Source organism: Paraburkholderia megapolitana (assembly GCF_007556815.1).
Taxonomy (GTDB): domain Bacteria; phylum Pseudomonadota; class Gammaproteobacteria; order Burkholderiales; family Burkholderiaceae; genus Paraburkholderia; species Paraburkholderia megapolitana.
On record NZ_CP041743.1, the window covers coordinates 419,433 to 444,955 of the forward strand.

Genomic DNA, 25,523 nt, shown 5'->3' on the forward strand with positions numbered 1-25,523 from the left:
CAACGTTCGCCTACGGCTTTGTCGTCGCGCTTCCAAGGAAGGATTTCCGATGTGGTCACTCAACCGCGAGCACGTAGTGCGAGCGGGATGAATGACGGCCTGGTCACTAAGGTTTGTGGTGCGAGGGATGGTCTCGTCTCGAACCACTACCGTTTCAGTGCGAGGGCGACACTTAGGTGCGGGCCACGAAGGCCGCACATGGAAAGGACACGGTAACGTCTCGAGCGGCTTTCTTTGCCTTCTTTCTTTGCCGCGGCAAAGAAAGAAGGTGCCGCCCCGCACAGGGGCAACGCCTGCGCCGCGAGGCGCTAAAACAAAGCCGCCTGCACAGGCAAACAATCCAGCCGCGAGGCGCCAAATCGCAGCCGCCTGCATAGGCAAAAGAGGGGCGCTAACGAAAAACCGCCTGCAAGGACAAAGGACAAACGACAGCCGCCTGCCAGGGCAAAAAAAAGATTGTTCCATTTCCCCAACAATTCATTTCACAAAACCGCGATTTATCGCCGGAGCACGAAGGCCTACATTTCACCCTGTCGCAACGCCGACTAACGAGCGTTGCAAACGAATCACAGGAGTGAACCATGAAACACCACCTAATCGCAGGTCTCCTGCTCTCTCTCGCCGCAAGCACAGCAGCATTCGCCGACGGTGGCATCGGCCGGGCAGGCACCTACAACGATTACACGTGGGCCAACAGCAACGCCACCCGGGCACCGAAAACCCGCGAAGAAGTTCGCGCGGAACTCGCGCAGGCCTATCGCGACGGCTCGCTGCCAGCACTTAGCCGCAACGTGTATCCGAACAAAAGCCTGATCGCCAGCACGCAAGCGGAGCGTATCGCTGCGCAGGAACGCAACGCCGACAACGCCACCCGTGTCGCGCGCGGCGAGTAACGCAGCGCGCGCGTTACGTGCGACGTCGATCTGAAACATCGCGCGTGTCCGGCGCACACACCAACACCGGACACACATCACTCGAAGGAGCTCATCATGAACCCATCCGAACTCGACGACTGGTCAACCGATACGCCCGTGTGGACGCCCTACCGCGCGCATTGAATCACCACACGGGCAGTGTGCCTTACCGATGCGGCACGCCGTCGCGCCACTCGCCCCAATGCGTCGCAATGTCCTGCACCAGCGGATTGCCCGCGTTATACAGGTTGTCGACTGCAATCGAGAAACCACCCTGCGCCGCGTAGTTCAACAGATTGTCCGCACTCGTCTGGCCCGCATACGGCCGGTCGAAATCGGACCCTGAACGCAGCACCGCTACGCGGCTCAGATCGACACGCTTCACCGTGGCCGCACGGGTCAACGCTTCATAGGTGGAGTTGTCTTCCTGTTGCGTCGTGCAATACACGCCCTTGCCGTCGGTCAGGATGTTGGTCCAGTCGCGTGCACGTTGGCCGAGATCCGTACCCGACCACCATGTATCACCCGCCAGCGTGTCGCACTGAATGACGCTCGGTGGCTGGTTCGCCGGCGCATAGCTGAATTTGGCGCGTGCGGCCTGTGCCTGAGCGTTGTCTTCGAGCGTCACGTTGCGCGACAGCGCGAATGCAGCATCCGCAAGCTGCGTATTGAGCTGGAATACTTCGGTCTTATAGTCGAGCGGCGGTTTTTGCGTGGGGCCTGTCGTGTTGATACCCAGGTAGCCGGTGGTCCAGCCCGGCGGAATTTCACGTCCGTCGATTTCCCACTGGATGCCGAAGTCGACCAGATATTTGGCCCACGCCGCGGAACCGACCGTGCCGCGCAACGGATCGATACCAGCAATGCCCGCCACCATGAAGTACGTATGTCGCAGATCGAATTTCGGCGAGAACGTCAGCGCCATCGTCGAAGCGGCAGCATTCGCGTGACCCATGCCGGTCGTCATCACGCAGATGTCCTGCTTGTTGCAATGCACGGTCGGATAGTCCGGCGACAACCCGGCCACTGTGATTTCCTGCCACGGTCCGAGATGGTCGAGCCAGACCTGGCCCTCCGGCGCAAACATGGAGATGATCATCACCTTCACATGGCGTGCCTGCGAGCCAGAGTCGTTTTGTGCGAAGCTGTTGCTGTCGTCGGCATTCGCCGCTAGCGGCGAAACAGCACACGCCGCCAGCATCAAGGCCGGGATGGCACTAAAAGTACGGATCAACATAGGAGGTCCTTCCTTTGTTCTATGCAGCGTTGGGAGGAATAACTTGCCTGTATTGCAGATGCGGCAGGATGCCGGATAGGGTCCGGCGCCTCCTGCGAGGGGTGACGTAAAGCGGAACCAAGTATACGTGGCCGCATTTCTTTTGCCATCACGCATTTTTTACGCAGTCCACGTCATTATCAAATCTGATTCAGTAATTTATGCGGATCGACTCGTTAATCGCGACGCGCCGCTTCTTATAATCGAACGCCTTCCTGGTTCGTCCCCGAACTTTCCCACAGGAGCAGCACGATGGACTATGTCAAACTCGGCCGCACCGGCATCGACGTCTCGCGTCTGTGTCTCGGCTGCATGAGCTACGGCGCCCCCGATCGCGGCGCGCACGCGTGGTCACTCGACGAAGCGCAGGCACGTCCGTTCATCAAGCAGGCGCTCGATCACGGCATCAACTTCTTCGATACCGCCAACGTCTACTCGCTCGGCTCGAGCGAGGAAATCGTCGGACGTGCACTGAAGGATCTCGCGCGTCGCGACGAGATCGTACTCGCCACCAAGGTCTTCAACCGGATGCGTCCAGGACCGAACGGCGCCGGCCTGTCGCGCAAGGCAATCATGGCGGAAATCGACGCCAGTCTGCACCGGCTCGGTACCGACTACGTCGATCTTTATCAGATTCATCGCTGGGACTATCACACGCCGATTGAAGAAACCATGGAAGCGCTCCATGACGTCGTGAAAGCCGGCAAGGCGCGCTATATCGGCGCGTCGTCGATGTACGCATGGCAATTCTCGAAGGCGCTGCATGTCGCGGAGCAGCACGGCTGGACCCGCTTCGTCACGATGCAGAATTACGTGAATCTGCTGTATCGCGAGGAAGAGCGCGAGATGCTGCCGCTGTGCGAAAGCGAAGGCATCGGTGTCATTCCGTGGAGTCCGCTTGCCCGTGGTCGCCTGACGCGCGAATGGAACACGAGCAGCGCGCGTTCGGAAACTGACGAATACGGCCGCACGCTGTACGCGCACACCGAAGAGGCCGATCGCAAGGTGGTCGAGCGGGTCGGCGAAATCGCAGCCGCGCGCGGTGTGCCGCGTGCACAGGTTGCGCTCGCATGGGTGCTGCAGAAGAAACCCATCACAGCGCCGATTGTCGGTGCAACCAAACTACATCACCTGGACGATGCAGTCGCCGCGCTGTCGCTCGAACTCAGCAGCGACGAGATCGCAAAACTCGAAGAGCTTTACGTGCCGCACACGGTGGCCGGGTTCAAATAAAAATAGTCCTATACGCGGAGCCGGACGCGCTCGCCGGTTCCGCGAACTCGTCGACGCTGCCGAAGAAGCACACAGCTTCATCGCGACAGCGGTCACATCATCGGCCACATTCGACCTCGTAGCGTGCACAGCAAAACTGTACAGCTAAACTGTACATATGCTATGCTCCGCCCATGGTCAAACAAGCACTCACATCCGAAGCCGCCCAGCTCGCCGCTCTAGCCGGCGAACTGCGCATTTCCCTAAGCAAGCTGATTCGTCGGGTACGGGAGCAGGCCTCCGCAGGCGATTTCACTTCGTCGCAGCAATCGGTGCTGCTGCGTCTGGAGCGCGACGGGCCCGCCACCGTGTCCGCCCTCGCCCGTGCCGAAAGCGTGCGCCCGCAGTCCATGCGCATTACGGTCGCCGGTCTCGAGGCGATGGGTGCCATCAGTGGCGAACCCGATCCGGATGACGGCCGGCAAACCCTGATCACGCTGACCTCCACTTTCCGGAAGACCGTCAAGGCGAGCCGCGCCGCCAAAGAAGACTGGCTCGTCCACGCATTGCAAGCGCAACTGTCCGCACAGGAACAGGAGCAACTCGCCGCTGCGGTGAAACTGCTGCAACGGCTTGCCGACTTCTGAGTCCTCCCTTCGCTCTCGCAGGAAACACATGGCCCTCACCACACTCGATCCCGACACCGCCCTCATCGTCATCGACCTGCAAAAAGGTATCGTCGCTCTCCCGCTCGTTCACTCCATCGACGCAGTCGTAGAACGATCGCGCGCACTACTCGATGCGTTTCGCGAACGCGGTTTACCGGTCGTCCTGGTCAACGTCGCAGGCGGCGCACCAGGCCGCGTCGAACGGCCGCGCCAGGGCGCGCCGTTCCCGCCCGACTGGACCGAGCTCATTGCCGAACTCGATCGACAACCTGGTGACATCGTCGTCACGAAGCACACCTGGGGTGCCTTCGCCAGCACCGATCTCGCCGACCAGCTGAAGAAGCTGGGCGTGACCCAGGTCGTCATCGCGGGTGTGGCGACCGGAACCGGTGTCGAATCGACCGCTCGCCAGGCTTATGAACTGGGGTTCAACGTGACGCTCGCGCTCGACGCGATGACTGACGGGCGCCCCGAAGCACACGACTACAGCATCAACAACGTCTTTCCGCGGCTCGGCGAAACCGGCACGGCCCAGGACATCATCGATCTGCTCAAAACAAGGAGTGCCTGAAAATGAACTGGCATCATCTCGTGTCATGGTTTTTCGGCGGCGCAGTGCTTGCGAACGCCGTGCCGCATCTGGTTAGCGGCTTGATGGGAAAGCCGTTTCAGAGTCCTTTTGCGACGCCTCGCGGAGAAGGGTTTTCGTCGTCGACGGTGAATGCGCTGTGGGGGTTTCTCAACCTGATCGTCGGCTATCTGCTCGTCTGTCGTGTCGGCGATTTCAATCTGGGCGACACCGTCGATGCGATCGTGCTAGGGCTCGGCATCCTCGCCATGAGCCTGTTCGCCGCGCGGCATTTTGGGCGCTTTAACGGCGGCAATACACCGGAGCATTCGTGAGCATTCCTGCAACGGGTGTCTTCCGTTCGCTGAAAAGCTTCAACTATCGGGTCTGGGCAGCCGGCGCACTGGTGTCCAATGTAGGCACATGGATGCAGCGCACGGCCCAGGACTGGTTGGTGCTGACTCAGCTCACGCATCACAACGCGTCGGCGGTTGGCACGGTCATGGCGCTGCAGTTCGGACCGCAGCTTCTGCTGCTGCCCTGGACCGGCTATGCCGCCGATCACTACAACCAGCGCAAACTGCTGATCGCCACCCAGGCAACGATGGGCGCGCTGGCGCTCGCACTGGGACTGCTGACGGTGACCGGCATCGTCCAGTTGTGGCATGTCTATGTGTTCGCGTTTCTGTTCGGTTGCGCGGCCGCGTTCGACGCACCAGTACGCCAGACCTTCGTCACCGAACTGGTCGGCGACGCGGATCTACCGAACGCCGTTGCACTCAACTCGACCTCGTTTAACGCCGCGCGGATGATCGGACCGGCCGCGTCCGGCCTCGTCATCGCATCGGTCGGTACCGGCTGGGCGTTTCTGATCAACGGCGCCAGTTTCGTTGCGGTGCTCGCTTCGCTGTCGTTGTTCCGTGCTTCCGAACTCCGCCCCAACGTGAGGGCACGCCGCACGCCCGGAGGTTTCACCGAAGGGTTCCGCTACGTGTGGTCGCGTCCGGATCTGCTGGCAATTCTGGTCATGTTGTTTCTGATCGGCACGTTCGGCCTGAACTTTCCGATCTTCATCTCGACGATGGCCGTCGGCGTCTTTCACGCCGATGCGCGAGGCTATGGTCTGCTGTCGTCGATGATGGCTATCGGTACCGTCTCCGGTGCGCTGCTGGCTGCCGGTCGCGACAGACCACAGTTCACATCGCTGATCATCGGCGCCGCGATGTTCGGAGTCGGTTGCACGCTAGCCGCGATCGCGCCGAGCTACTGGCTGTTCGGCAGCGCGCTGGTGGTGATCGGCGTCGCCGCCTTGACCTTTACCAACACGACCAACAGCCTGATGCAGTTGTCGACCGCGCCCGCCATGCGCGGGCGGGTAATGGCGATGCGGATTGGCGTTGCGCTCGGAGGGACGCCGATCGGTGCGCCGATCGTCGGTTGGGTGGCCGATCATCCTGGCCCACGATGGTCGCTCGGTGTGGGTGCGGCTTCGGGTTTTGCCGCGGCGCTTGTGGGCATTTACGCTTTGACGCGGCAGATACATCGGCCACGTCACGACAGCTAGCTAAACCGCAATCCTCGAACCGCGCACGCGGATGCCTAGCCGCACGAGCGCAATCACGGCGTTCGACAGCAACCGTAAATCGAGCGGCATGCTGCGACGGCGGATATCGAGCAACAACACGATGCGCACCTCGTCACTCGCATTGAGCACCTCATGCTCGAACGTGTCGTCCCACAACATGAACTCGCCTTCGTGCAACCGATGCGCGTGGCCGTCGACGGTCAGCGTGGCAGCGGGTCTGCCTTCAGAGTCGAGCGGCATCGACAGGACGAGATAGCCGCGCAGGATGCCGCGAAACGGTCCGCGATGCGGCGGGATGTGCTTGCCCGGCGCAAGAAACGAAAACGAGGCCGAGAGCACGTCGGGCGATTGAGCGACGAGCGCGGCGAGCGTCGGGCAGCGCGCGAGATTGCGCAGGAAGCGCACACCGTAGGCTTGCATGATGTACATGCGCCAATCGCGTCCGTCGCTAGCCGAGATATCGGCTTGCTCGCGCATGATTTCGTGGAAACGCGGGATGCTGGCGATACTCGCCGCGACCTGCAGCGCCTCAGTTCGAATGGCCTGCCAGTTCGTCTCGAAGGACACAGCATCGGGGAAATGTCGCGCGGCATCCAGCACGGCTGCGTCGTGCAAACGCCGGTCGTAGATGCGGCGCATGAGCCGCGCGCCGCTGTCGTAGAGCCGGCCCATGGCAGTGGTTGCGGCAATGGCAACGGTTCTGGCCTTCGAACGAACGCGGGTATGCATTATCAATTCACGCACTAATCAGATCGGTATCCGCAGGATGGGAATAAATCTTCCTGGAATGACAGTCGATTCTCTCTCGCCGATCTTTTCCGCTCCGAGCGACAGGTAGAACGGCACGGCATTGGGATCGGCTTCGATCACAAAACTCTGGATACCTCTGGCGCTTGCTTCTTCACGGAGCGCAGACCACAGTGCGCGAGCGATCCCCTGCCCCATATGGTCGGGGTGAACGAACAGCCACCCCGAAGTAATCTGATCTGAATCCAGCGATGCCCTCGCCCAGAACCCGATAATTTTTCCCTCAAGCTCGGCAACATAGGCGATCGCTCCTTCGATCGCCTCGGGCGTAATCGTGAGATCGGCCTGCCACAAGTCCAGCCAGTCTTTGGGGTAACCCCAGTGCGCTTTCGAAAGAAAGGCGAGCTTCGTGAGCTCGTCCGCGTCCGAGGGATGAGCCGCTCGAATAACAAACTGATGCTGCATTTCGCGCCCTTTGATAGGCACGCGGTTCGTACCGTCCATATCCGTCATGACCGTCACCACTTCACGAGAATTTCGCACAAGTTTAAAGCCGTGAGCCCATCCGCCGACGGATTTTCGATCCATCTACCGTTTAAAGATCCTTACACGAAAAGACTTCGGTCCGTTTTCGACAAGCACCGACGCATGCGTTGATCCCTCCATCGAGCTTCGCCCGAATAACCACGCTTTCCATCTACGACAGGAGAAGGGTTTGAAAGTTAGCCGAAGGGATTTCCTCGCGCTTGCGATAGCCGGGCTGATGGCGCAAACCTCGTCAGTCTCCTTTGCAGATCAGTCGCCTGATGCGCTGGACTGGCCGGGAGTCGAATGGGACCCCATCGCGCCCGAACAAGCCGGATGGTCGACCGATGCGCTCGCGCAGGCTCACGCCTACGCCCAGTCGGTCAATACGGCGGCGCTCGTCATCGTGCATCGCGGTCGCATGGTCGACGGCTTTGGCGACATCGTTCGCAAGCGCGGAATTCATTCGATACGAAAGAGTCTGCTCAGTGCGCTGATCGGCATCGCCGTTGCTGAGAACAAGATCGATCTCGACGCAACGCTCGCGAGCCTGGGTATCGACGACTCCCCTCCCAGCCTCACCGACGCCGAAAAGCAGGCGACCGTCCGGCAGTTACTGCAGGCACGTTCCGGCGTCTATCATCCGGCTCTTTACGAAACGCTCAGCGAGAAGCAACGTAGGCCGGCGCGCGGCAGTCATGCTGCCGGCACGTTCTGGTATTACAACAACTGGGATTTCAATGTGCTCGGTACGATCTATGAGCGTGCGGTCGGCGAATCGATTTTCGAAAGCTTCCGGCAGCGCATTGCTGGGCCGATTGGGATGCAGGACTACCGTCCGCAGGATGGTCGTTATATCCGCGGCGCGGATTCCATGTTTCCGGCTTACCCGTTCCGTATGAGCGCGCGCGATCTGGCGCGTTTCGGCCTGCTTTACCTTCGCTCCGGCCGATGGAATACCGAAACCATTGTTCCCGCAAGCTGGGTTGCGGAGAGCACCCAGGCGTGGTCGGAAACCTACCTTCATTCGGGCTATGGTTACCTCTGGTGGACCGGGTTTCCCGATCGCGGCGCGGCCCTCATGGATCTTCCGATCGGTGGTTTCTGGGCCGACGGTCACAACGGTCAGTACGTCGTTGTCGATCCGTTGCACGATCTGGTCGTCGTTCACCAGACCGATGCGGATAAGGTCAGGGTCACCGAAGGGCAAATGGGTCGTTTGATGCGGTTGATCTATGCGGCGGCGCATGTCAGCGATCCCGCTACCGACCCGGTCGATCCGAAAGGGTAACGACACACGCGCCGCAAAATGCCGCGCCTGCGGCACACGCGGCAATCCCGACTCGCTACGCAGCCACCGTGGTGATACTGGCCAGCGTTTGCCCCGCCGAAACGATCTCGCCAAGCCGGCAGTGCAGCGCGCTCAGCGTACCGGCCGCCGGCGCGTAGATGCGATTCTCCATCTTCATCGCTTCCACGATCGCGATCACATCGTCCTGTTCGACCCGACTGCCGATCTCGATCGGCAGCGCAACCACAGCACCGGGCATGCGCGTGACGACATCGCCGCCCTTCGACGTGTCGAGTTCGTCTGCAATGTCCTTGCGAGTCAGTAACTGGACCCGCGTACCCGCGACGCTCAATTCCAGCTCGTCGCCAAACCTCGCGGCAACCCAAACCCACTCGCCAATACGGCCTTTCCACACGCCGCCGGAGCGCGCGCCACTGACCTCGAAACGCTGCTCCCCGATCGCAACTTCCGCGCTTTGAGAATCGCGCCTGAGCAGGCAGACCTGCAACACCTGATTCTGAAACCGGTAACTGAGGCGACCCAGCGGTGCTTCAGGGTCGAGCGCGATCCGGTCCAGCGGGCCGATACTGCCTGCCCACGGCGAACGGACATCCTGCCCGGCGACGTCCGCACTATCCACGAAGGCCGCGCATGCGGCGGCCAGATCGAGCGTCGGCAGCGGCACAGTGCGCGCGATGAAATCGTCCACCAGATGCGTATCGACCTGTCCCGCCCGCACGCGTGGATCCTGCAACAGGCGTTGCGCAAAACCGAGGTTGCTCGTCAAGCCAAGCAAGGTTGTTTGTTCGATTGCGGCCGACAGCCGCCGCACGCTATCCGGACGATCCGTGCCATACGCAATCAACTTCGCAACCATCGGATCGTAGAAGGACGGCACCTGCCCTCGCCCGTCAAACGCAGCGTCCACCCGGCAGCTATCCGGCCACTGCACGAGCAAAGCCTCGCCTGGCATCGGGCAAAAATTCTGGTCAGGGTCTTCCGCATAGACCCGGCATTCGATCGCGTGGCCGGAAAATTCGATCGCATCCTGCTGCAATGGCAACGCCTCACCGGCCGCTACCCGCAATTGCCACTCGACCAGATCGAGACCGGTAATCGCTTCGGTCACCGGGTGTTCGACCTGCAGACGCGTATTGACCTCCAGAAAATAGAACTGGTCATCTGGTGCAAGAATGAACTCGAACGTGCCCGCGTTGACATACCCGATCGCCTGCGCACCGCGCACGGCCGCGGCCAGCAATCTGGCGCGCACATCCGCCGGCAGGTTGGTGGCGGGAGCTTCTTCGATGATTTTCTGGTGACGTCTCTGCAACGAGCACTCGCGCTCGAACAGATGCACGACGTTGCCGTGGCTATCGCCGAATATCTGAACCTCCAGATGCCGCGGCGTAGCGATATAGCGCTCCACCAGCAAACGACCATCGCCGAAATTCGCCTTGCCGATGCGAATCGCCGCGTCGATTGCAGCGTCCAGTTCGCTGTCCTGCGTGACCACCTGCATGCCTTTGCCGCCGCCGCCCGCCACCGGCTTGAGAATGACCGGGTAGCCGACTGCCTCGCAAGCCTCGCGGATCAGACCATGTGACTCGGTCGCCTCGCTCGAACCCGGAACCACCGGCACATCGGCATGAGCCAGCAGTTTCTTGGCCGTTGCCTTGTTACCCATGCTGTCGATGGTGTGCGCATCCGGTCCGATAAAGACCAGGCCGGCTCGTGCGACCGCAGCCGCGAAATCCGCATTTTCGGAGAGGAAGCCGTAGCCGGGATGAATGGCTTCGCAGCCCGTGCGAAGCGCAGCGGCAATGAGCGCTTGCGCGTTCAGGTAGCTGCTGCTGGCGGGGGCGTCGCCGATCAATTGAGTGTCGACGGCGCCCGCCAGATGTGCCGCATTCCGGTCCGCAGTTGAATACACCGACACGTACTCGACGTCGAGGCGCCGACAGGTTCGGGCGATGCGGCGCGCTATTTCGCCGCGATTGGCAATCAGTATCCGTTTGAACATGGGGTTACATCCTGAAGACGCCGAAGCGGGTTTCCTGGGGCGGCGCTGCCGCGGCGAGAGCGAGGCTCAAGGTCAGCCACTCGCGAGTCCGGGCGGGATCGATAATGGCGTCCACCCACATCCTCGCGGCGACATAGAGAGCTTGCCCCTGGCGCTCGTAGGACTCGCGGATCGGGCGCTTGAATGCCTCTTCCTCTTCGGGTGTAAACGTGGTGCCCTGTTTGGCCGCCTGTTCCGCGCGGATCAGGGCCAGCACGGTAGCGGCCTGTTCGCCGCCCACCACCGAGGTCTTGGCGTTAGGCCACATCGCCATGAACTGAGGACCGATCGCGCGGCCGCACATGGCGAGATTGCCCGCCCCGTAACTGCCGCCAATCAGGATGCTGAACTTCGGCACCCGCGCGCACGATGCCGCGTTCACCATCTTCGCGCCATGCTTGGCGATGCCACCCGACTCGTACTCCGCACCGACCATGAAGCCGTTGATGTTGTGCAGAAACAGCAGCGGAATCTGTCGCTGCGAACAAAGCTCGATGAAGTTGGTCGCCTTCTGCGCACTTTCCGAGAACAGCACTCCGTCGTTGATCAGCACACCCACCGGATAACCGCCTATATGACCCGTACCGCAGACGATCGTGGTACCGAAGCGCGCACGGTATTCCGCGAACTCGCTGTCATCGAGCAGGCGCGACAGAATTTCGCGAGCCGGAATGTGTTCGCGCGGATTGGCACTGATGATGCCGGGCAATTCTTCAGGATCGTGTCGTGGCGGCAGCGGTGCTTGCGGCGGTGGCGTTAGTTTGCCGCGCCCCCGGCGCGAGACGATTTCGCGCATCAGCACAATGGCGTGTTCGTCGCTGTTGGCGTAATGATCGGCGACACCGCTATCGCGCGTATGCACGTCGGCACCGCCCAGCGTCTCCGCATCGACGATCACGCCGGTTGCGGCCCGGACCAGTTGCGGGCCGCCGAGGAAAATCGAACCGTTGCCACGTACGATGATCGTCTCGTCGCTCATCGCTGGAATGTAGGCGCCGCCCGCGGTGCACGAACCCATCACAGCGGAAATTTGCGGCAAGCCCAACGCGGACATTTCGGCGATATTGCGAAAGATCTTGCCGAAGTGGTGCTCGTCCGGAAAGATCTCTTCCTGCAGCGGCAGATAGACGCCGCCCGAATCGACCAGGTACAGGCACGGCAAGCCCTGTTCTCGCGCAATCTGCTGGGTGCGCAAGTGCTTGCGCAAGGTCAGCGGGTAGTACGTGCCGCCCTTCACCGACGCGTCGTTGGCAAAAATCGCGACCGCATGCCCTTCTACTACGCCGATACCCGTGACAATGCCCGCGCATGGCACCGCGTGGTCGTAGACGTCGTGGGCCGCGGTCTGGCCGATCTCCATGAACGGCGTACCCGGGTCGAGCAACAGCGAGATGCGTTGCCGCGGTGCCAGCTTGCCTTTGGCTCGCTGACGCGTCTGCGCTTCCTTGCCGCCACCCAGCACAGCCGCCTCGCGCACAGCATCGATCTGCGCGCGCAATTCCCCGAAAGCCGCCATATTCCTGATAAACGCCTCTCCCGTCGACGGGATACGCGATTCGATACGTGACATGACTGGTATTCCTTTTTTTAAACTGGAGCAACCGAAAATCGGACCGGCTCCGACGCATCACACGTGCCGGGTTCGTACTTTCAATTTCACCTGAAGCAAGGTCAGCGCACCGAGTGCGAACACAGCGTAGGTCCACGTACCGTCGTGATGCAGTAACACCGACGCGGTCGCGGCTATGCCCGCTAGTCCTTGCTGCAGGAAGCCGCATAAGGCCATCGCGTGGGCACCGTAGTCGTGGGCATCGCTGACGGCGGTCGCCATGCTGTTGGGAAACAGCACCGCCTGGCCAAAAATCGTCAGGCAATACAGCCCGATGAAAATCCACAGCCCGGCGAAATGATTCAGCACACCAGCTAGCGAGGACACCAGCATCAGCGTGGTCGCGCAGGCAATCAGCGCCGCGCCGGCATGCATCAGTCGTACGCCGCCGAGCCGCTTCACCAGGCGATTAACCAGCATCGCGCCGCTGAAATACGCAACGCCGATCAGCAAGCCGATGCTGCCGAAGCCCGTCACGGCCACGCCGAAATGCTCCTGAAACACAAAAGGACTCACTTCCTGCAACGTCACGGTCGTGGCGAATCCCAACCCGCCCGCGCAGGCGGGCCACAGAAAACCGGGACGCTGCAGTACGCTCCAGTACGTACCGGCCATACCCGAGGTCACTGCTGTGCGGCGCCCCGTCTTCAAAGGCAACGAATACGACATGCCGATCGCCAGCGCGGCGGTCAGCGCCATCAGCACGAAACCCGCTTGCCAGTGACTGTACTGACCGATCAGACCGCCGATAAACTGCCCCCCACCCAGTGCCGTGATGAAGGCGATAGACAGCACGGAAAGTCGTCGCGCCAGTTCGTCGCCACGCCAGTTATCCCGCACGATAATTCTGGCGATGATCGCCGCGCCGCCACCCGCGATGCCCTGTATGGCGCGCAACACCAGCAGCTCCAGCGCCGAGGTACAACCTGCGAGCAGCAGACTCACGCTCACGAACAGCAGCAGCGAAATCAGCAAAGGGCCGCGTCTGCCCCAGCGCTCCGCGGCGGCACCCCAGAACAGTACCGGCAGCGCCGCGCCGATCACATAGGCGGAGATCGACAGCTCGACCGTTCCCTGAGTCATCTTCAGATCGCGCATGACGATGGGTAGCGACGGCAGATAAACCGTCGTCGCCATCTGCGCCATGAATACGATCAGACACGCCAGCGCCATCGCGCGAAAAGCCGATGCAGCGTTTTCCAGTGGCGTATCGGCAGCGAGAGCGGGCTTGTCACTCATGGTCGGCCTTGAGCTGGTTGAGGCTCGCGGCAAAGCGCCGGATGTCTTCGTGCTGCATGTTTGCCCGGATCATGATTCTCAAGCCGGCACGCCCTTTCGCGATCACCGGGAAGAAGATCGGCGAAGTGTAGAAACCTTGCTCCAGCAGGCTCTTGGCAAAGACAATCGTGTTGTCCTCGGAGCCGATGGAAATGAAGCGGATCGGCAATCCGTCGCCGCGGCTTTCCGAATCGATCAGCTCGTCGAAATAGCGGACGTTGTCCTGCAAGCGGTTTTGCAGGCGCGGCAATGCATCGGACCGGTGGATGGCGGCGGACGCGATGATCGCGCCCAGGCCGGCCGTATTGATTCGCTGCGACCAGGTAATCGGGCCGCCGAAACGCGTAGCCAGATTGTGGCGGTGGAGATTGTGACGCGGCCCAAGGAAGATGGCCCCACCCGATGCGCCGAAGCCCTTGTTCAACGAAGTGACGATCAGGGTCCGGTCATTGATCGCCCCCATCTCTTCGAGCACCAGCCCACGCCCGTGGCGCCCCAAGGTCGAAAAGCCATGTGCCTCGTCGAAGAACAGGAACAGGCCGTACTTGTCCTGCAGTTGCAGCAGTTCCTTGACCGGCGCCTGGCCACCCGTGCTATAGACGCCATCCGCAACATAAGCGACCCTCGGCCGACTCTTGCACAAGTCCTCCAGCGCATCGAGGTCGTTGTGCCGGATGGTGGCGACTTCCGCTTCGTCGGCGCAAATCGGCTTCATCATGTTCAGGCAGAAATGCGCGTTCTTGTCGAAGACCATGAGCGGCGCGACATCGTCGGTCAACGCACCCGAGGCGAGCAAGGGCAAGCTCGCCGCTGCAGCCGCGGCGCACGAGGGCGTGGTCAGAACATCGGCCTCGACGAGCTCCGCCAGCGCCTGCTCCGCGCGTTGCAGAATATCGAATTGAACCCGGATTCTGGAAATGGACGTATTGAGAGAACCTGTTTCCAGTACGGCGTCGGCGGCTGCCCGCAAAATATCAGGATGAGAATCGAGGCCGAGGTACGAATAGGACGACATGTTAAGAAACGATTTACCCGTGGCAAGCGCTTCATGTACGCCGTCGTTTAGATTGCGGGAAACGATATTGGCCAGTCCAGCCTGGGTGGTAACGTCCCAGAAGCTATTGCTGATCTGGATGGCCTTTTTTGTATTAGTGAATAAATGCATGGAATTTCCAGAGATGACCAGCCGGCGCCGATCCGTATCGGAAGATACAGATCACGCTATGCGATATGGCTATTTATCGAATCCGTTGGCCGCAGGTTAAAAATCAGAATGAACCGGAACTGCAAGACTGACGTTCAATGCGGCAAGCCTAGCTTTTCCTCCCGGAGAAACTAAGCAACTTTTCGGCATAACGATATTTATATTTACAAGCTATTGGACACCCATGCGGTTTTCACCAGAAACTCGCGCGCTTACGCTTTATCGAAGGTTTATTCTATTGACAGATTTTCTCGCGTCGCCTCTTAAATGCATCTATGCAGGCAGGAGGCCCGCCGCGCGATAGCCGTCAATTAACGCGTCGTAAAGCGAGATATCCGAGCGACTCCTCGCCATAAGCTGAGCGCCTGCTATAGCAGCGAAAATCGCACCGGCCCGTCGTTCAGCCTCTTTAGAATCGACTACGGCGGTAGCGGATAAAACCTTGCTCAACCACGCAATATTCACATCGGCAAACGTTCGCACCTCTTTCACCACGACTTCGGGCAAGTCATCGTGTTCGGCCGCCATGAAGCTGCAGAGGCACATTCGGTTATCGCGCTCGAGCGCCTTGCGAAACGTATCGGGATACTGGCGCAGACATTGGAGCGGATCTGCGGATTCGGCCAGCAATGCATCGAGCGCAGCCGCTGAGTCCTCCCAATAACGCTTCGCTACAGCCGCGCCGAGATCGGCCTTACTCGGAAAGTGGTGGTAGATGCTGGCGGCCTTAATGCCCACATCGTCCGCAAGGTCGCGAAAATTTAATCCGTTGTAGCCGTGCGCCTGCGCAATCGCCTTCGCGGCCGCCAGGATGCTCTCGCTGGTGCTTGAGTTCGATTCGTTTCTCATTGCTGCCGACCTCGAAAGCCAAAATGGACGTTGACGAGGATCATTCTAGCTCCTATATTTCAGCCTACCAAGTGTTAGGTAGACAAGGATAGCTATGAATTCCGCCATCGATTTCGATGCAACAACGCCCGCTGTGATGAAGATCCACGACTGGCCCACCGGCCCTTATCCGGCTCGCGTGCGTATAGCGTTAGCCGAGAAGAAGCTGCAATCGCAGGTTCGGTTCGTGACAGTCAATCTTCCGCAAGGCGAGCACAAGAAGCCCCAGTTTTTGCTCAAGAACTACTCAGGCACGCTGCCGGTACTCGAGCTCGACGATGGAACTTTCATTGCCGAATGCACGGCGATTACCGAATACCTCGATGCGCTCGACGGCACGCCGACGCTGACCGGCCGAACGCCGCGCGAGAGGGGCTTGATCCACATGATGAGCAAGCGCGCCGAACTGGAACTGCTCGACGCCATTAGCGTCTACTTCCATCACGCAACCCCAGGTCTTGGACCCGAGGTCGAGATTTATCAGAACGCCGAGTGGGGATTCCGTCAGCGCGATAAAGCGCTGAGGGGGATGCACTATTTCGACAGCGTTCTAAGAAAGCAACCGTTCGTCGCCGGTGCGGTTTTCTCGATGGCCGACATCACGGTTATCGGCGGTCTGATCTTTGCGGGGCTCGTGAATTTGCCGGTACCCGACGAATGCGAAGCGCTTCAAGCCTGGTACGCAAGAATGCAGGAGCGTCCCAGCGTAAAGAACCGCGTGACGATGTCGGAGCCGGCGCAGGTGTCCGCTTGAAGTCACCGCTGCAAACACGGCCGGTTACTTCACCCGCGGCACATCGGGTTCGAAAAACACCCACTTCGCCTGCGGGAACGCCGCCTGCAAATCCGCCTCGATCACATTGATCGCATCGACCATCGCGCGGCCGCTCGCGTAGTCGATCATCTCGGCCTGCACCGCGACGACGATATGCCGGCCCCATTGCAGCGTGATCAGATTGATGATGCTGCGAATCTCGCTGCGCGCCCGCAAATGCGCTTCGATCGCACGTCGCACTTCCGGGCTCGCCGATTCGCCGATCAGCATCGACTTCACTTCGCGTGCGACGAGCCATGCAATCACCATCAGCAGCACACCAACGCCGATCGACCCTAGCGCGTCGTACATCGGGTTGCCGGTCACCATCGTCAGCAGCACGGCGACGAACGCGATGGCGAGCCCCGCCAGCGCGGCAATGTCTTCGCCCGCCACCACCAGCAGGTCCGACTCGCGCGTCTCGCGAAACCACCGCCACATCGATTTATCCGGATGCTGTTTGCGAATCTCGCGAATCGCGCCCATCAGCGAAAAAGTTTCGAGCACAACCGAAATACCCAGCACAGCGAGCGCGACGAACGCATGCGACAGCGGCTCGTGCTCAAGCAGCCGGTGAATCCCTTCATAAACCGAGAACGCCCCGCCAACGAAAAACAGCAGCAACGCGACGATCAACGAGTAGAAGTAAATGGCGCGACCGGCACCCAGCGGATGCAGCACGGTCGCGGGCCGGCGCGCCTGGCGCAGCCCGAACAGCAGCAGCAACTGGTTGCCGCAATCGGCAGTGGAGTGGATCGCTTCGGCGAACATCGAGCCTGAGCCCGTGAATGCCGCGGCGGCGAACTTGCAAACCGCAATGCCGAGGTTGGCGGCAAGCGCGTAGAAAATGGCTTTCGGCGATTCTTCTGTCATCGTCGGGGCAGGCAGGTTGTGGTGCGATCGAGGGAACCGCCTTTTTAACACAACCGCCCGCCCCTGCTGCTGTGGTATCAGGCGCGCTCGAGTACGGCCATGTCGCGTACGACTACGAGCAGCATCGACAGACTTGCGCCGCCGGTTGCACGAAGATCGGCGAGCAGTCGCCCATATCGCTCCAGCGCTGCCGCGCGTCGCTCGCACCAGGCTTCGACGAGCGTGTCCGGTGTTTCCACGTGCTCGTGCGCATCGTCTTGCTGCCCGAGCACGCTCACCGTCAACGCACGTTTGAGCCGTGCGAGCTCCGCGAGCGCGGCGGCGCGTGCAAGCAGGTCCCAGTGCGTGGGCGTCGGCAGTGCCGCTGCACGCTCGCCAATCCAGCCGTAGTTCAGTTGCGTGCCCAGCGCGAAGTACACCCCCGCGACAAGCTCAAGGCTGCGCCCGGCAGTCGCTGCGACTTCGGCAATATCGAGCAGTGCCGCCGAAATCTCGCCGCTCGCGACCCGCACCGCAAGTTCGCTGTCCACCCCGGCATCGACCAGCTCGCGCTGCCGCGCGGAAAGCGCATCGAGATCGTCTTGCGGCAGCAGCGCCGGCCATTGCGGTGCGAGCCGCTGCGCCGCCTCGCGGCAACGCGCGAGCAGCCCCGCCATGCCGCCATCCTGCACCGCGCCCAGCTGCAACTGACGCAAAAACCATAGCGCGGCACGTTCGAGCAGCCGCGCGACCTCGACGAACATGCGTGCCTGCACGTCGTCGGCGACGCGGTTGTCGAGCGCGTCGATGTCGCGCCACACGCGGTCGAGATCGAACACATCGCGCGCCATCAGGCAAGCACGCACGATGTCGCCGGGCTGCGCATCGGTTTCCTCCATCAACCGGTGCACGAACGCACAACCGACGCGATTGATCAGTGCATTCGTCAGATATGTAGCCAGGATCTCGCGACGCAGCGGATGATGCCGCATCGGTTCGCTGAAGCGCTGACGCAGCGGCTTTGGAAAATAGTCGACCAGCATGCCGGCCACGAGCGGATCTTCGGGAAGATCGGAGTCGAGCAATGCGTCGTACAGCCACATCTTGCTGTACGCAAGCAGTACCGCTCGTTCGGGCGAGGTCAGACCGAGCTTCGCTGCCTGACGTTCGGCGATTTCCTCGTCGGAGGGTAGAAACTCGATAGTGCGGTTAAGCCGCCCCGCGCGTTCGAGCCAGCGCATCGTGCGCGTTTCCGCATCGAGCAGCTCGACGCTGTAGCGCCCCGCAATCGACAGCGCCTGTGTCTGGTAGTAGTTGTCCTGCAAGACGAGCAAGCCGACTTCATCGGTCATTTCCGCGAGCAGCGTATTGCGCTGCTTACCGGTCATCTCGCCGTCCGCGACCACGAGGCCGAGCAGGATCTTGATGTTGACCTCGTGATCCGAACAGTCGACACCTGCCGAATTGTCGATGGCATCGGTGTTGATCCGGCCGCCGTGCTGCGCGAACTCGATGCGGCCCAATTGTGTGAGGCCGAGATTGCCGCCTTCCGCGACCACCTTGCAGCGCAGCTCCGCGCCGTTCACACGCACGGCGTCGCTGCTGCGGTCGCCTACCTGCGCGTGCGTCTCGCGGCTCGCCTTTACGTAGGTACCGATGCCGCCGTTGTACAGCAGGTCGACCGGCGCGAGCAGCAACGCGCGGATCAGATCGTTGGGCGCCAGCGCAGCTGCATTGATACCGAGCACAGCCTGCATCGCCGTCGACACCGGGATCGTCTTCGCACTACGCGGAAACACCCCGCCGCCCGCGGAGATCAATGCCGGGTCGTAGTCGGCCCAGCTCGAACGCTCGAGCGTGAAGAGCCGGCTGCGCTCCGCGAGACTCGTCGCGGCATCGGGGTTCGGGTCGAGGAAGATATGCCGATGATCGAACGCAGCGACCAGACGGATATGCGGCGACAGCAACATGCCGTTGCCGAACACATCGCCCGACATGTCGCCGATGCCGACCACGGTGAAGTCGGTGGCCTGGGTGTCGACGCCCATCTCGCGAAAGTGCCGCTTCACCGATTCCCACGCGCCGCGCGCGGTGATCGCCATCTTCTTGTGGTCGTAACCCACCGAGCCGCCCGAAGCAAATGCGTCGTCGAGCCAGAAGCCGTAGTGCTGCGAGATCGCGTTCGCGTAGTCGGAGAAGGTCGCGGTGCCTTTGTCGGCAGCAACGACGAGGTAGGGGTCGTCGGGATCGTGCCGGATCACATCGACAGGCGGTACGATCGCGCCGGCCACACGGTTGTCGGTCAGATCGAGCAGCCCGCGCAGGAACGTCTGATAGCACGCAATACCTTCGCGCAACCACGCTTCGCGGTCGCCGGGCGGCGGCGGATTCTTCACGACGAAGCCGCCCTTCGAGCCGACCGGCACGATCACGACGTTCTTCACCATCTGTGCTTTCATCAAGCCGAGCACTTCCGTGCGGAAATCCTCGCGTCGATCGGACCAGCGCAAGCCACCGCGCGCGACGCGCCCGCCACGCAGATGCACGCCCTCGACACGCGGCGAATACACCCAGATCTCGAACATCGGTTTCGGTTCAGGCAAGCCCGGTACCTGCGACGGATCGAACTTGAACGACAGATACGGCTTCGGCTTGCCTTCCGCGTCGCGCTGATAGTAGTTGGTACGCTGCGTCGCGCCGATCACACCGAGAAACTGCCGCAGGATGCGGTCTTCGTCGAGATTCGGCACCTTGTCGAGCGCCGCTTCGATGCCCTTCCTCAATTGCGCGGTTCGGCTTTCGCGCGCTTCCGGTGTCTCGCCTGCGGTCGGCTCGAAACGCGCGATAAACAGTTCGACGAATCCGCGCGCAATTGCCGGGTTGCCGGTCAGCGCGCGTTCGATATACGCGTCGCTGAACGTCGAGCCAACCTGGCGCAGATACTTCGCATACGCGCGCAGGATCGTCACCTCGCGCGCACTCAGATGCGCACGCAAGACAAGCCGGTTGAAGTCGTCGTTCTCGATCTCGCCGGTCCACACCTGTTCGAACGCGTTCTCGAACAGGTCCTTGACACGCTCGATGTCGAACTCCGCGTCGTCGGCCAGTTCGAGGCCGAAGTCGTGCACCCACGCAGGTGTGGCGTGCGGTGTCTCGATCAGATAGGGCCGCTCTTCGTCGACACGCACACCGAGGTGTTCGAGCATCGGCAGGCTGCGCGACAGCGCAATCGGTTGGCCTGCGCGGTAAACCTTGAAGCGAAACGCGCGCGGCCCTGCTTCGATCGGGCGATACAGGTTCATCGCGAGCCGTTCGCTGCCCTGCACACGTTCGATCAGTTCGATGTCGCGCACCGCCGTGCGTGCGGGATAGTCGTCGCGATAGCCCGCGGGAAACGAATCCGCGTAGCGTTGCAACAACCGGTTGCCCTGCTCTTCGCCGGACGCGTCGAGCAATGCATCGGCGAGATCGTCCTGCCAGCGCCTCGTCACCTGCACGAGTCGCGTTTCAAGCTCGTGCGTATCGACCTCCGGCATCGCACCGGATTGCGCATGTACGACGAAGTGAATCCGCGCGAGCGTCGACTCGGACAGCAGCGGTGTGAATTCAACCGTTGCGCCATTGAACGCATCGGTCAGCAACAGTGCGATGCGACGACGCAGATCGGTGTTGTATTTATCGCGGGCAACGAACACGAGACACGACACGAACCGGTCGAAGCGGTCGCGTCGCACGAAGATCCGCGTGCGCTGATGCTCCTGCAACCGCAGCACGCCGAGCGCGATGTCATAGAGTTCGTTCTCGTCGGCCTGGAACAGTTCGTCGCGCGGATAGGTTTCGAGCACGGTGACGAGCGACTTGCCGAGATGGCCCTTCGGCAGGAAGCCCGCGCGCTTCACGATGTTCGCGCACTTGCGCCGCACGATCGGAATTTCCGCGCTCGACACCATATATGCGGTCGACGTGTACAAGCCAATAAAGCGCCGTTCGCCCTTCACGTTGCCGTCGGCATCGACGAGCTTCACGCCGACATAGTCGAGGTAACCGGGCCGATGCACGGTCGCGCGCGAGTTCGCCTTGGTCAGAAAGATCGGCGACGCACCGCGGATAATTTCCGCAGCGGCCGGCGGCAATGGTGTGACATCGGCGCTGCCGGGTTCGCGCAGCGCATCGCGCAAGATGCCGAGCCCCGATCCAGGCACGCCGCGCAGCCCGAAGCCGTCGCCGTGCGCGACCAGTTCGTAGTCGCGCTGGCCGAGAAACGTGAAATGATTGGCCGCCATCCATTCGAGGAACGCGCGGGCTTCGAGGCCTTCCGCGCCCTTCTCGCGAAGCTTCATCTCCTTGATCGTTGCGTGGGCGATCTCGACGATCCTCGGCCAGTCTTCGACGGCTGCGCGAACATCGCCGAGCACGTGCGCGATATCGTCGGACAGTGCCGTGAGCCGCGCCGCATCGCCGCAACGGTCCACTTCGAAATGAATGAAGGATGTGAGTTGCGATTGCAGCTTCGCCGCTGCGTCGCCCGTATCGTTGACTTCCTCGCCGCCTTCCGCCGCGCGTGCAATCGCGCCATCGCTGCCGCGCCAGATGCGAAACACCGGATGCACGACCGAATGCAGCGCAAGCCCCAGCCGGTTCACCGCCATCGACACCGAATCGACGAGAAACGGCATGTCGTCGTTGACGATCTCGATCACCGTGTGGTCCGAGTGCCAGCCGTGCTGTTCGAGTATCGGGTTATAGACGCGCAGACGTTCGGTACCTGGCACGAAGCGCTGCGCGGTTTGCCAGTGCGCCATCGCCGCGCCGTATAGATCGGCGACGCCGCGACTATGCAGGTCGTCCGCATCGACGAAGTCGTAGTAATGCCGCAGAAAGGGTTCGACGATGGCGAAGGCCGGTTCGGGCAACCGGCCGCGGGCGAACTCGACGATATCGTTGAACAGGTGCGCGACGGCTTCTTCGTTCTTCGCTTGCATGACGTCCTCCGCAACGGGCGACTATCGACTGCATCGTCGGGAAGGGAATTATGCGCCAGACTAGTGCATCAGGACATCTCGGATTGCTCCGGATGCTGTGCGAGCCACGTAGCGATCGTCTCGGCAGTCCACACGACATCGTCATGCGGCAGATCGTGGCCGGCCCATGCGTGCCGAATATGCGGCACCTGCCACGCCGCCGCGAGTTTTTCCGAGCACACCGGATCGACCAGCCGGTCGCCACCCGACGACAGCACGAGCGTCGCGCAACGCGGCGCAAGATCGTCCGCCCGAAAACGCGCGGCAGCCCACAACTGGCGCAACGCATTCATCCGCGACACCGGTGCCTGTTCGCGTATCGAGATCCAGTCGGCGAGATCGCTAGCGACCGTGTCGTGACGGTTGCATGTCAGACGATGAATCGCCGCTTCTGCCACGGGTGAGTCGCGCCAGTGCGCAGCGATCCGCAGCACCTCGGGCCACACCTGCGGACGCAACCGCTCGACTGCGCGACTGAACGGCCGCATGCTCGTATTGATCAGCACGAGCCGTTCGATCTCGTGCGGATACTGCTGCGCCCACGCAGTCGCCACCATGCCGCCGAGCGACATCGCGAGTACGCGGTACGGCGCCGGTGCGCCGCTTTGCAAGACGGCGAGACGCACGAAACCTACCGTGCTCGCCACGTTCGCCGGCGAGCGTAACCGCGCGAAATCGCCGTTGCCCGGCAGATCGATCAACAGCGGATCACCGGCGTCGGTCCTGTCGCGCAACACAGCGGGCAATGCGCCCCAGTGCCGCGTCTCGCGCGTCAGGCCACGCAACAAAACCCACGTACTCATGCGCCGGCCTTGCGATACCAATGATCGATTGCGCGTTGCTGCAGTTGCTGACGCCGCACGCCTTCGGGCAGCCAGCGCTGCGAGGCGTACGCGGCGCGCGTCAGAAAATCGAGCAGGTTTGCGTGACGCCGCAGCACGCGCGCGGTGCGATGCGCCTTCACAGGATTGAACATGCCCTGGCGTGAAAAGATCTGCCGCGGGTTCTTCTTGATCCATAGCCACGAGCCGAGTTCGAGTGTCATCGGCAGGAACACGTTTTGCGCGGGCGCACGGTCGTAGGCGCAGTCCCACAGGTCGCCATGCAGCAGGTATTGATGACTCTGCGGCTCGAACATGTAGCCATGATGCGGATGCGCGCGCTCGAACATCGTCTTTAGCGCGTACATCTCCGGTAGATGCGACATCGTGCGACGAGTACGCGCATACGGAAACCAGATGCTGTCGCGCCAGCCGTAGCCGGAATGACAATCGAGCGCGAGACTGAGCGGACGCGCGGCCAGATCGCGCTGCACGACATCGAGCAACGCAGCGGCTTCGCATTCCATCGGCGCACCGCGCCGCCCGCGATACCACGGCAACCACGCACCGAGCCGCTGGCCGCCCGCGAGCAGCGGTACGCGCGCATCGGCATCCTGCGGCGCGTTGCGCATCAGGTCGACACCGTTCGGATTCGCGCGCGTCGCGGCCCACATCCCGCCAGGATTGATGATCGGCATGAAGATCAGACGAATGGACTGCAGTTGCTGCACCAGCAGTTCGTCCCACTCAAGGCGCGCCAGCAACGCGCGCATGTACTCGAGCACGAGTTGCGTACCGATACGCTCAAGGCCGTGAATTCCGCCGAAAAACCCGATTGCCGGCGCCTGCGGATCGCGCGAGCCGATGCTCGCCGTATGGACCGCAAACGTTCTGCCATGCACGCGTGTTTCGCAGGCCGTGCCGATATCGAAGATCGCACTACCGTCGTCGAGGATCGATTTGAGATCCTCGTACTCCGCGAAACTATCGGGAAGAAAGCTCAGTGCCTGCATGGCAACGCTGTATACGAAGTGCAAGGTTATTGGGGACGGCTTGTGCCGATACCCGCAATATAGCCCGGTCGAGGTAAACAATGCATGACATGTCACGCACGGTAACTGTGATCTGTCACGGACGCGTCATATTGACAATCGCGTGACGCCCTGGAAGATATAGTCATCTAGACGTTATGATCCCTTCACTCAATAGTCATAGTCGCTTCCTAGAATGAGCCGCATCGCTCCGGTATCGGCCGGATGCAATGGCGAGGCATCTATGGAAGCAATCCTTATCGAACGTCTGAGCAAGACGTTCAGCAACGGTCGCAAGGCGCTTGACGAAATCGGCCTGCGTATCGAGCCCGGCGAAATGGTCGCGCTGATCGGCGCCTCCGGCTCGGGCAAGTCGACACTGTTGCGACACATTGCGGGGTTTGCTGTCTCCGATGCGCAGCCGTCGCGGATCTCGATCCTCGGTCGTCCGATCCAGCACGACGGGAAGCTGGTTCGCGAAGTACGCAGCATTCGCCGCGATATCGGCTTTGTTTTCCAGCAGTTCAATCTCGTGAACCGGCTGTCGGTGCAGACCAATGTGCTGATCGGCGCACTCGCGCGGCTGCCGTTCTGGCGCCGGCTCACCGGCACGTTTCCGCGCAGCGAACGTGCTCTCGCGATGACCGCGCTCGCCGAAGTCGGCATTAGCGGGCATGCGACCGAACGCGCAGCAAATCTGTCGGGCGGCCAGCAGCAGCGCGCTGCACTCGCGCGGGCGCTCGTGCAGCGGGCGCGCATCATTCTCGCGGACGAACCGATTGCCTCGCTCGATCCGGAATCGTCGCGCCGCGTGATGGAAATGCTGCGTGCGCTCAATATCAACCATCAGTTGACCGTGCTGGTGTCGCTGCATCAGGTCGACATCGCGATGCAGTTCTGCCCGCGCACGATCGCGCTGCGACAGGGCAAGGTCGTCTACGACGGACCGTCGGCGGCGCTCTCGCCGGCACTGCTGCAAAAGCTGTACGGCGATGCGGCGCGCGAGCTGTTCGAGGAACCGGCCGCCGCGGCCACCGACGAAGGCCGCGCCGTCACGACGCCCAGCGCGCCAGCCACCGCGTCGCCGTACGCGTTCGCACTCGATCCCGCGCATTCCACCTGATTCACCACACACAATCTCATTCGCTACATAAGCT

21 protein-coding genes are annotated in these 25,523 nt (G+C 61.6%); 9 read left to right on the forward strand and 12 right to left on the reverse strand.

The genetic code is table 11. The features are described from left to right. Positions 1–581 precede the first annotated feature (581 nt). Positions 582–893 (forward strand): DUF4148 domain-containing protein, encoded by a 312-nt coding sequence (locus FNZ07_RS01720; protein ID WP_091007580.1) that lies wholly within the window; start codon positions 582–584, stop codon positions 891–893. Positions 894–1,080: 187 nt separating this feature from the next. On the opposite strand, the gene FNZ07_RS01725 is transcribed toward FNZ07_RS01720, so the two are convergent. Beyond that, positions 1,081–2,151, reverse strand: coding sequence for a purine-nucleoside phosphorylase (locus FNZ07_RS01725; protein WP_091007585.1), 1,071 nt, complete (start codon positions 2,149–2,151; stop codon positions 1,081–1,083). A gap of 291 nt (positions 2,152–2,442) precedes the next feature. Here FNZ07_RS01725 and FNZ07_RS01730 point away from each other — a divergent pair, with 291 nt between their 5' ends. From FNZ07_RS01730 to FNZ07_RS01750, 5 genes are all read left to right on the forward strand, one after another. Next, entirely contained in the window at positions 2,443–3,423 is a 981-nt protein-coding gene (locus tag FNZ07_RS01730) for an aldo/keto reductase (protein WP_091007587.1), read from the forward strand. 173 nt (positions 3,424–3,596) lie between these two features. Beyond that, complete coding sequence (locus tag FNZ07_RS01735) at positions 3,597–4,049, forward strand: MarR family winged helix-turn-helix transcriptional regulator (protein ID WP_091007591.1); 453 nt, start codon at positions 3,597–3,599, stop codon at positions 4,047–4,049. 28 nt (positions 4,050–4,077) lie between these two features. Next, entirely contained in the window at positions 4,078–4,641 is a 564-nt protein-coding gene (locus tag FNZ07_RS01740; RefSeq protein WP_091007594.1) for an isochorismatase family protein, read from the forward strand. Between the two features lie 2 nt (positions 4,642–4,643). Then, positions 4,644–4,973, forward strand: coding sequence for a hypothetical protein (locus FNZ07_RS01745; protein ID WP_091007597.1), 330 nt, complete (start codon positions 4,644–4,646; stop codon positions 4,971–4,973). Next, positions 4,970–6,202, forward strand: coding sequence for an MFS transporter (locus FNZ07_RS01750; RefSeq protein ID WP_091007600.1), 1,233 nt, complete (start codon positions 4,970–4,972; stop codon positions 6,200–6,202). Before FNZ07_RS01745 ends, FNZ07_RS01750 begins: the two co-directional genes overlap by 4 nt. On the opposite strand, the gene FNZ07_RS01755 is transcribed toward FNZ07_RS01750, so the two are convergent. Next, complete coding sequence (locus FNZ07_RS01755; RefSeq protein ID WP_091007603.1) at positions 6,203–6,895, reverse strand: aspartyl/asparaginyl beta-hydroxylase domain-containing protein; 693 nt, start codon at positions 6,893–6,895, stop codon at positions 6,203–6,205. A gap of 75 nt (positions 6,896–6,970) precedes the next feature. Next, a complete protein-coding gene (locus FNZ07_RS01760; RefSeq protein ID WP_091008867.1) occupies positions 6,971–7,435 on the reverse strand; it encodes a GNAT family N-acetyltransferase in 465 nt (154 codons plus the stop codon). Positions 7,436–7,685: 250 nt separating this feature from the next. On the opposite strand from FNZ07_RS01760, the gene FNZ07_RS01765 reads away from it, so the two are divergent. Then, positions 7,686–8,786 (forward strand): serine hydrolase domain-containing protein, encoded by a 1,101-nt coding sequence (locus FNZ07_RS01765; RefSeq protein ID WP_245811338.1) that lies wholly within the window; start codon positions 7,686–7,688, stop codon positions 8,784–8,786. 55 nt (positions 8,787–8,841) lie between these two features. Here FNZ07_RS01765 and FNZ07_RS01770 read toward each other — a convergent pair whose 3' ends face one another. The 5 genes from FNZ07_RS01770 to FNZ07_RS01790 all read right to left on the reverse strand — a co-directional run bounded on the left by FNZ07_RS01770 (position 8,842) and on the right by FNZ07_RS01790 (position 15,788). Then, positions 8,842–10,809, reverse strand: a complete 1,968-nt coding sequence (locus FNZ07_RS01770; RefSeq protein WP_091007609.1) for an ATP-binding protein — start codon at positions 10,807–10,809, stop codon at positions 8,842–8,844. Positions 10,810–10,813: 4 nt separating this feature from the next. Beyond that, on the reverse strand, positions 10,814–12,418 hold the full coding sequence (locus FNZ07_RS01775) for a carboxyl transferase domain-containing protein (RefSeq protein WP_091007613.1): 1,605 nt from the start codon (positions 12,416–12,418) through the stop codon (positions 10,814–10,816). Positions 12,419–12,475: 57 nt separating this feature from the next. Continuing rightward, positions 12,476–13,696: an MFS transporter gene (locus tag FNZ07_RS01780; protein WP_245811340.1), complete on the reverse strand. Its 1,221-nt coding sequence runs from the start codon at positions 13,694–13,696 to the stop codon at positions 12,476–12,478. Continuing rightward, positions 13,689–14,900 carry an 8-amino-7-oxononanoate synthase family protein gene (locus tag FNZ07_RS01785; protein ID WP_091007616.1) on the reverse strand — a complete coding sequence of 404 codons (1,212 nt, stop codon included), beginning with the start codon at positions 14,898–14,900 and terminating at the stop codon, positions 13,689–13,691. Before FNZ07_RS01785 ends, FNZ07_RS01780 begins: the two co-directional genes overlap by 8 nt. Before the next feature lie 312 nt (positions 14,901–15,212). Beyond that, positions 15,213–15,788: a TetR/AcrR family transcriptional regulator gene (locus FNZ07_RS01790; protein WP_091007619.1), complete on the reverse strand. Its 576-nt coding sequence runs from the start codon at positions 15,786–15,788 to the stop codon at positions 15,213–15,215. Between the two features lie 94 nt (positions 15,789–15,882). On the opposite strand from FNZ07_RS01790, the gene FNZ07_RS01795 reads away from it, so the two are divergent. Continuing rightward, a complete protein-coding gene (locus FNZ07_RS01795) occupies positions 15,883–16,581 on the forward strand; it encodes a glutathione S-transferase (RefSeq protein ID WP_211367851.1) in 699 nt (232 codons plus the stop codon). A gap of 24 nt (positions 16,582–16,605) precedes the next feature. On the opposite strand, the gene FNZ07_RS01800 is transcribed toward FNZ07_RS01795, so the two are convergent. The 4 genes from FNZ07_RS01800 to FNZ07_RS01815 form a co-directional block, all read right to left on the reverse strand. Next, positions 16,606–17,514, reverse strand: a complete 909-nt coding sequence (locus tag FNZ07_RS01800; RefSeq protein WP_091007623.1) for a cation diffusion facilitator family transporter — start codon at positions 17,512–17,514, stop codon at positions 16,606–16,608. A 77-nt stretch (positions 17,515–17,591) separates the two neighbouring features. Further along, positions 17,592–22,475 (reverse strand): NAD-glutamate dehydrogenase, encoded by a 4,884-nt coding sequence (locus tag FNZ07_RS01805; protein WP_091007628.1) that lies wholly within the window; start codon positions 22,473–22,475, stop codon positions 17,592–17,594. A gap of 68 nt (positions 22,476–22,543) precedes the next feature. Then, complete coding sequence (locus tag FNZ07_RS01810) at positions 22,544–23,317, reverse strand: alpha/beta fold hydrolase (protein ID WP_091007631.1); 774 nt, start codon at positions 23,315–23,317, stop codon at positions 22,544–22,546. Continuing rightward, entirely contained in the window at positions 23,314–24,348 is a 1,035-nt protein-coding gene (locus FNZ07_RS01815; protein WP_091007634.1) for a M14 family zinc carboxypeptidase, read from the reverse strand. The genes FNZ07_RS01810 and FNZ07_RS01815 overlap by 4 nt, the downstream gene beginning before the upstream one ends. 262 nt (positions 24,349–24,610) lie before the next feature. On the opposite strand from FNZ07_RS01815, the gene phnC reads away from it, so the two are divergent. Continuing rightward, positions 24,611–25,489 carry a phosphonate ABC transporter ATP-binding protein gene (gene phnC, locus FNZ07_RS01820; protein WP_091007637.1) on the forward strand — a complete coding sequence of 293 codons (879 nt, stop codon included), beginning with the start codon at positions 24,611–24,613 and terminating at the stop codon, positions 25,487–25,489. The last annotated feature ends 34 nt before the right edge of the window (positions 25,490–25,523 follow it).

What these genes read in the sequence shown, in the direction of transcription:
- FNZ07_RS01720 (WP_091007580.1), top strand. Translation starts at nt 582, where the DNA reads ATGAAACACCACCTAATCGCAGGTCTCCTGCTCTCTCTCGCCGCAAGC.
- FNZ07_RS01725 (WP_091007585.1), bottom strand. Translation starts at nt 2,151, where the DNA reads ATGTTGATCCGTACTTTTAGTGCCATCCCGGCCTTGATGCTGGCGGCG.
- FNZ07_RS01730 (WP_091007587.1), top strand. Translation starts at nt 2,443, where the DNA reads ATGGACTATGTCAAACTCGGCCGCACCGGCATCGACGTCTCGCGTCTG.
- FNZ07_RS01735 (WP_091007591.1), top strand. Translation starts at nt 3,597, where the DNA reads ATGGTCAAACAAGCACTCACATCCGAAGCCGCCCAGCTCGCCGCTCTA.
- FNZ07_RS01740 (WP_091007594.1), top strand. Translation starts at nt 4,078, where the DNA reads ATGGCCCTCACCACACTCGATCCCGACACCGCCCTCATCGTCATCGAC.
- FNZ07_RS01745 (WP_091007597.1), top strand. Translation starts at nt 4,644, where the DNA reads ATGAACTGGCATCATCTCGTGTCATGGTTTTTCGGCGGCGCAGTGCTT.
- FNZ07_RS01755 (WP_091007603.1), bottom strand. Translation starts at nt 6,895, where the DNA reads ATGGGCCGGCTCTACGACAGCGGCGCGCGGCTCATGCGCCGCATCTAC.
- FNZ07_RS01760 (WP_091008867.1), bottom strand. Translation starts at nt 7,435, where the DNA reads ATGCAGCATCAGTTTGTTATTCGAGCGGCTCATCCCTCGGACGCGGAC.
- FNZ07_RS01770 (WP_091007609.1), bottom strand. Translation starts at nt 10,809, where the DNA reads ATGTTCAAACGGATACTGATTGCCAATCGCGGCGAAATAGCGCGCCGC.
- FNZ07_RS01775 (WP_091007613.1), bottom strand. Translation starts at nt 12,418, where the DNA reads ATGTCACGTATCGAATCGCGTATCCCGTCGACGGGAGAGGCGTTTATC.
- FNZ07_RS01780 (WP_245811340.1), bottom strand. Translation starts at nt 13,696, where the DNA reads ATGAGTGACAAGCCCGCTCTCGCTGCCGATACGCCACTGGAAAACGCT.
- FNZ07_RS01785 (WP_091007616.1), bottom strand. Translation starts at nt 14,900, where the DNA reads ATGCATTTATTCACTAATACAAAAAAGGCCATCCAGATCAGCAATAGC.
- FNZ07_RS01790 (WP_091007619.1), bottom strand. Translation starts at nt 15,788, where the DNA reads ATGAGAAACGAATCGAACTCAAGCACCAGCGAGAGCATCCTGGCGGCC.
- FNZ07_RS01795 (WP_211367851.1), top strand. Translation starts at nt 15,883, where the DNA reads ATGAATTCCGCCATCGATTTCGATGCAACAACGCCCGCTGTGATGAAG.
- FNZ07_RS01800 (WP_091007623.1), bottom strand. Translation starts at nt 17,514, where the DNA reads ATGACAGAAGAATCGCCGAAAGCCATTTTCTACGCGCTTGCCGCCAAC.
- FNZ07_RS01805 (WP_091007628.1), bottom strand. Translation starts at nt 22,475, where the DNA reads ATGCAAGCGAAGAACGAAGAAGCCGTCGCGCACCTGTTCAACGATATC.
- FNZ07_RS01810 (WP_091007631.1), bottom strand. Translation starts at nt 23,317, where the DNA reads ATGAGTACGTGGGTTTTGTTGCGTGGCCTGACGCGCGAGACGCGGCAC.
- FNZ07_RS01815 (WP_091007634.1), bottom strand. Translation starts at nt 24,348, where the DNA reads ATGCAGGCACTGAGCTTTCTTCCCGATAGTTTCGCGGAGTACGAGGAT.
- phnC (WP_091007637.1), top strand. Translation starts at nt 24,611, where the DNA reads ATGGAAGCAATCCTTATCGAACGTCTGAGCAAGACGTTCAGCAACGGT.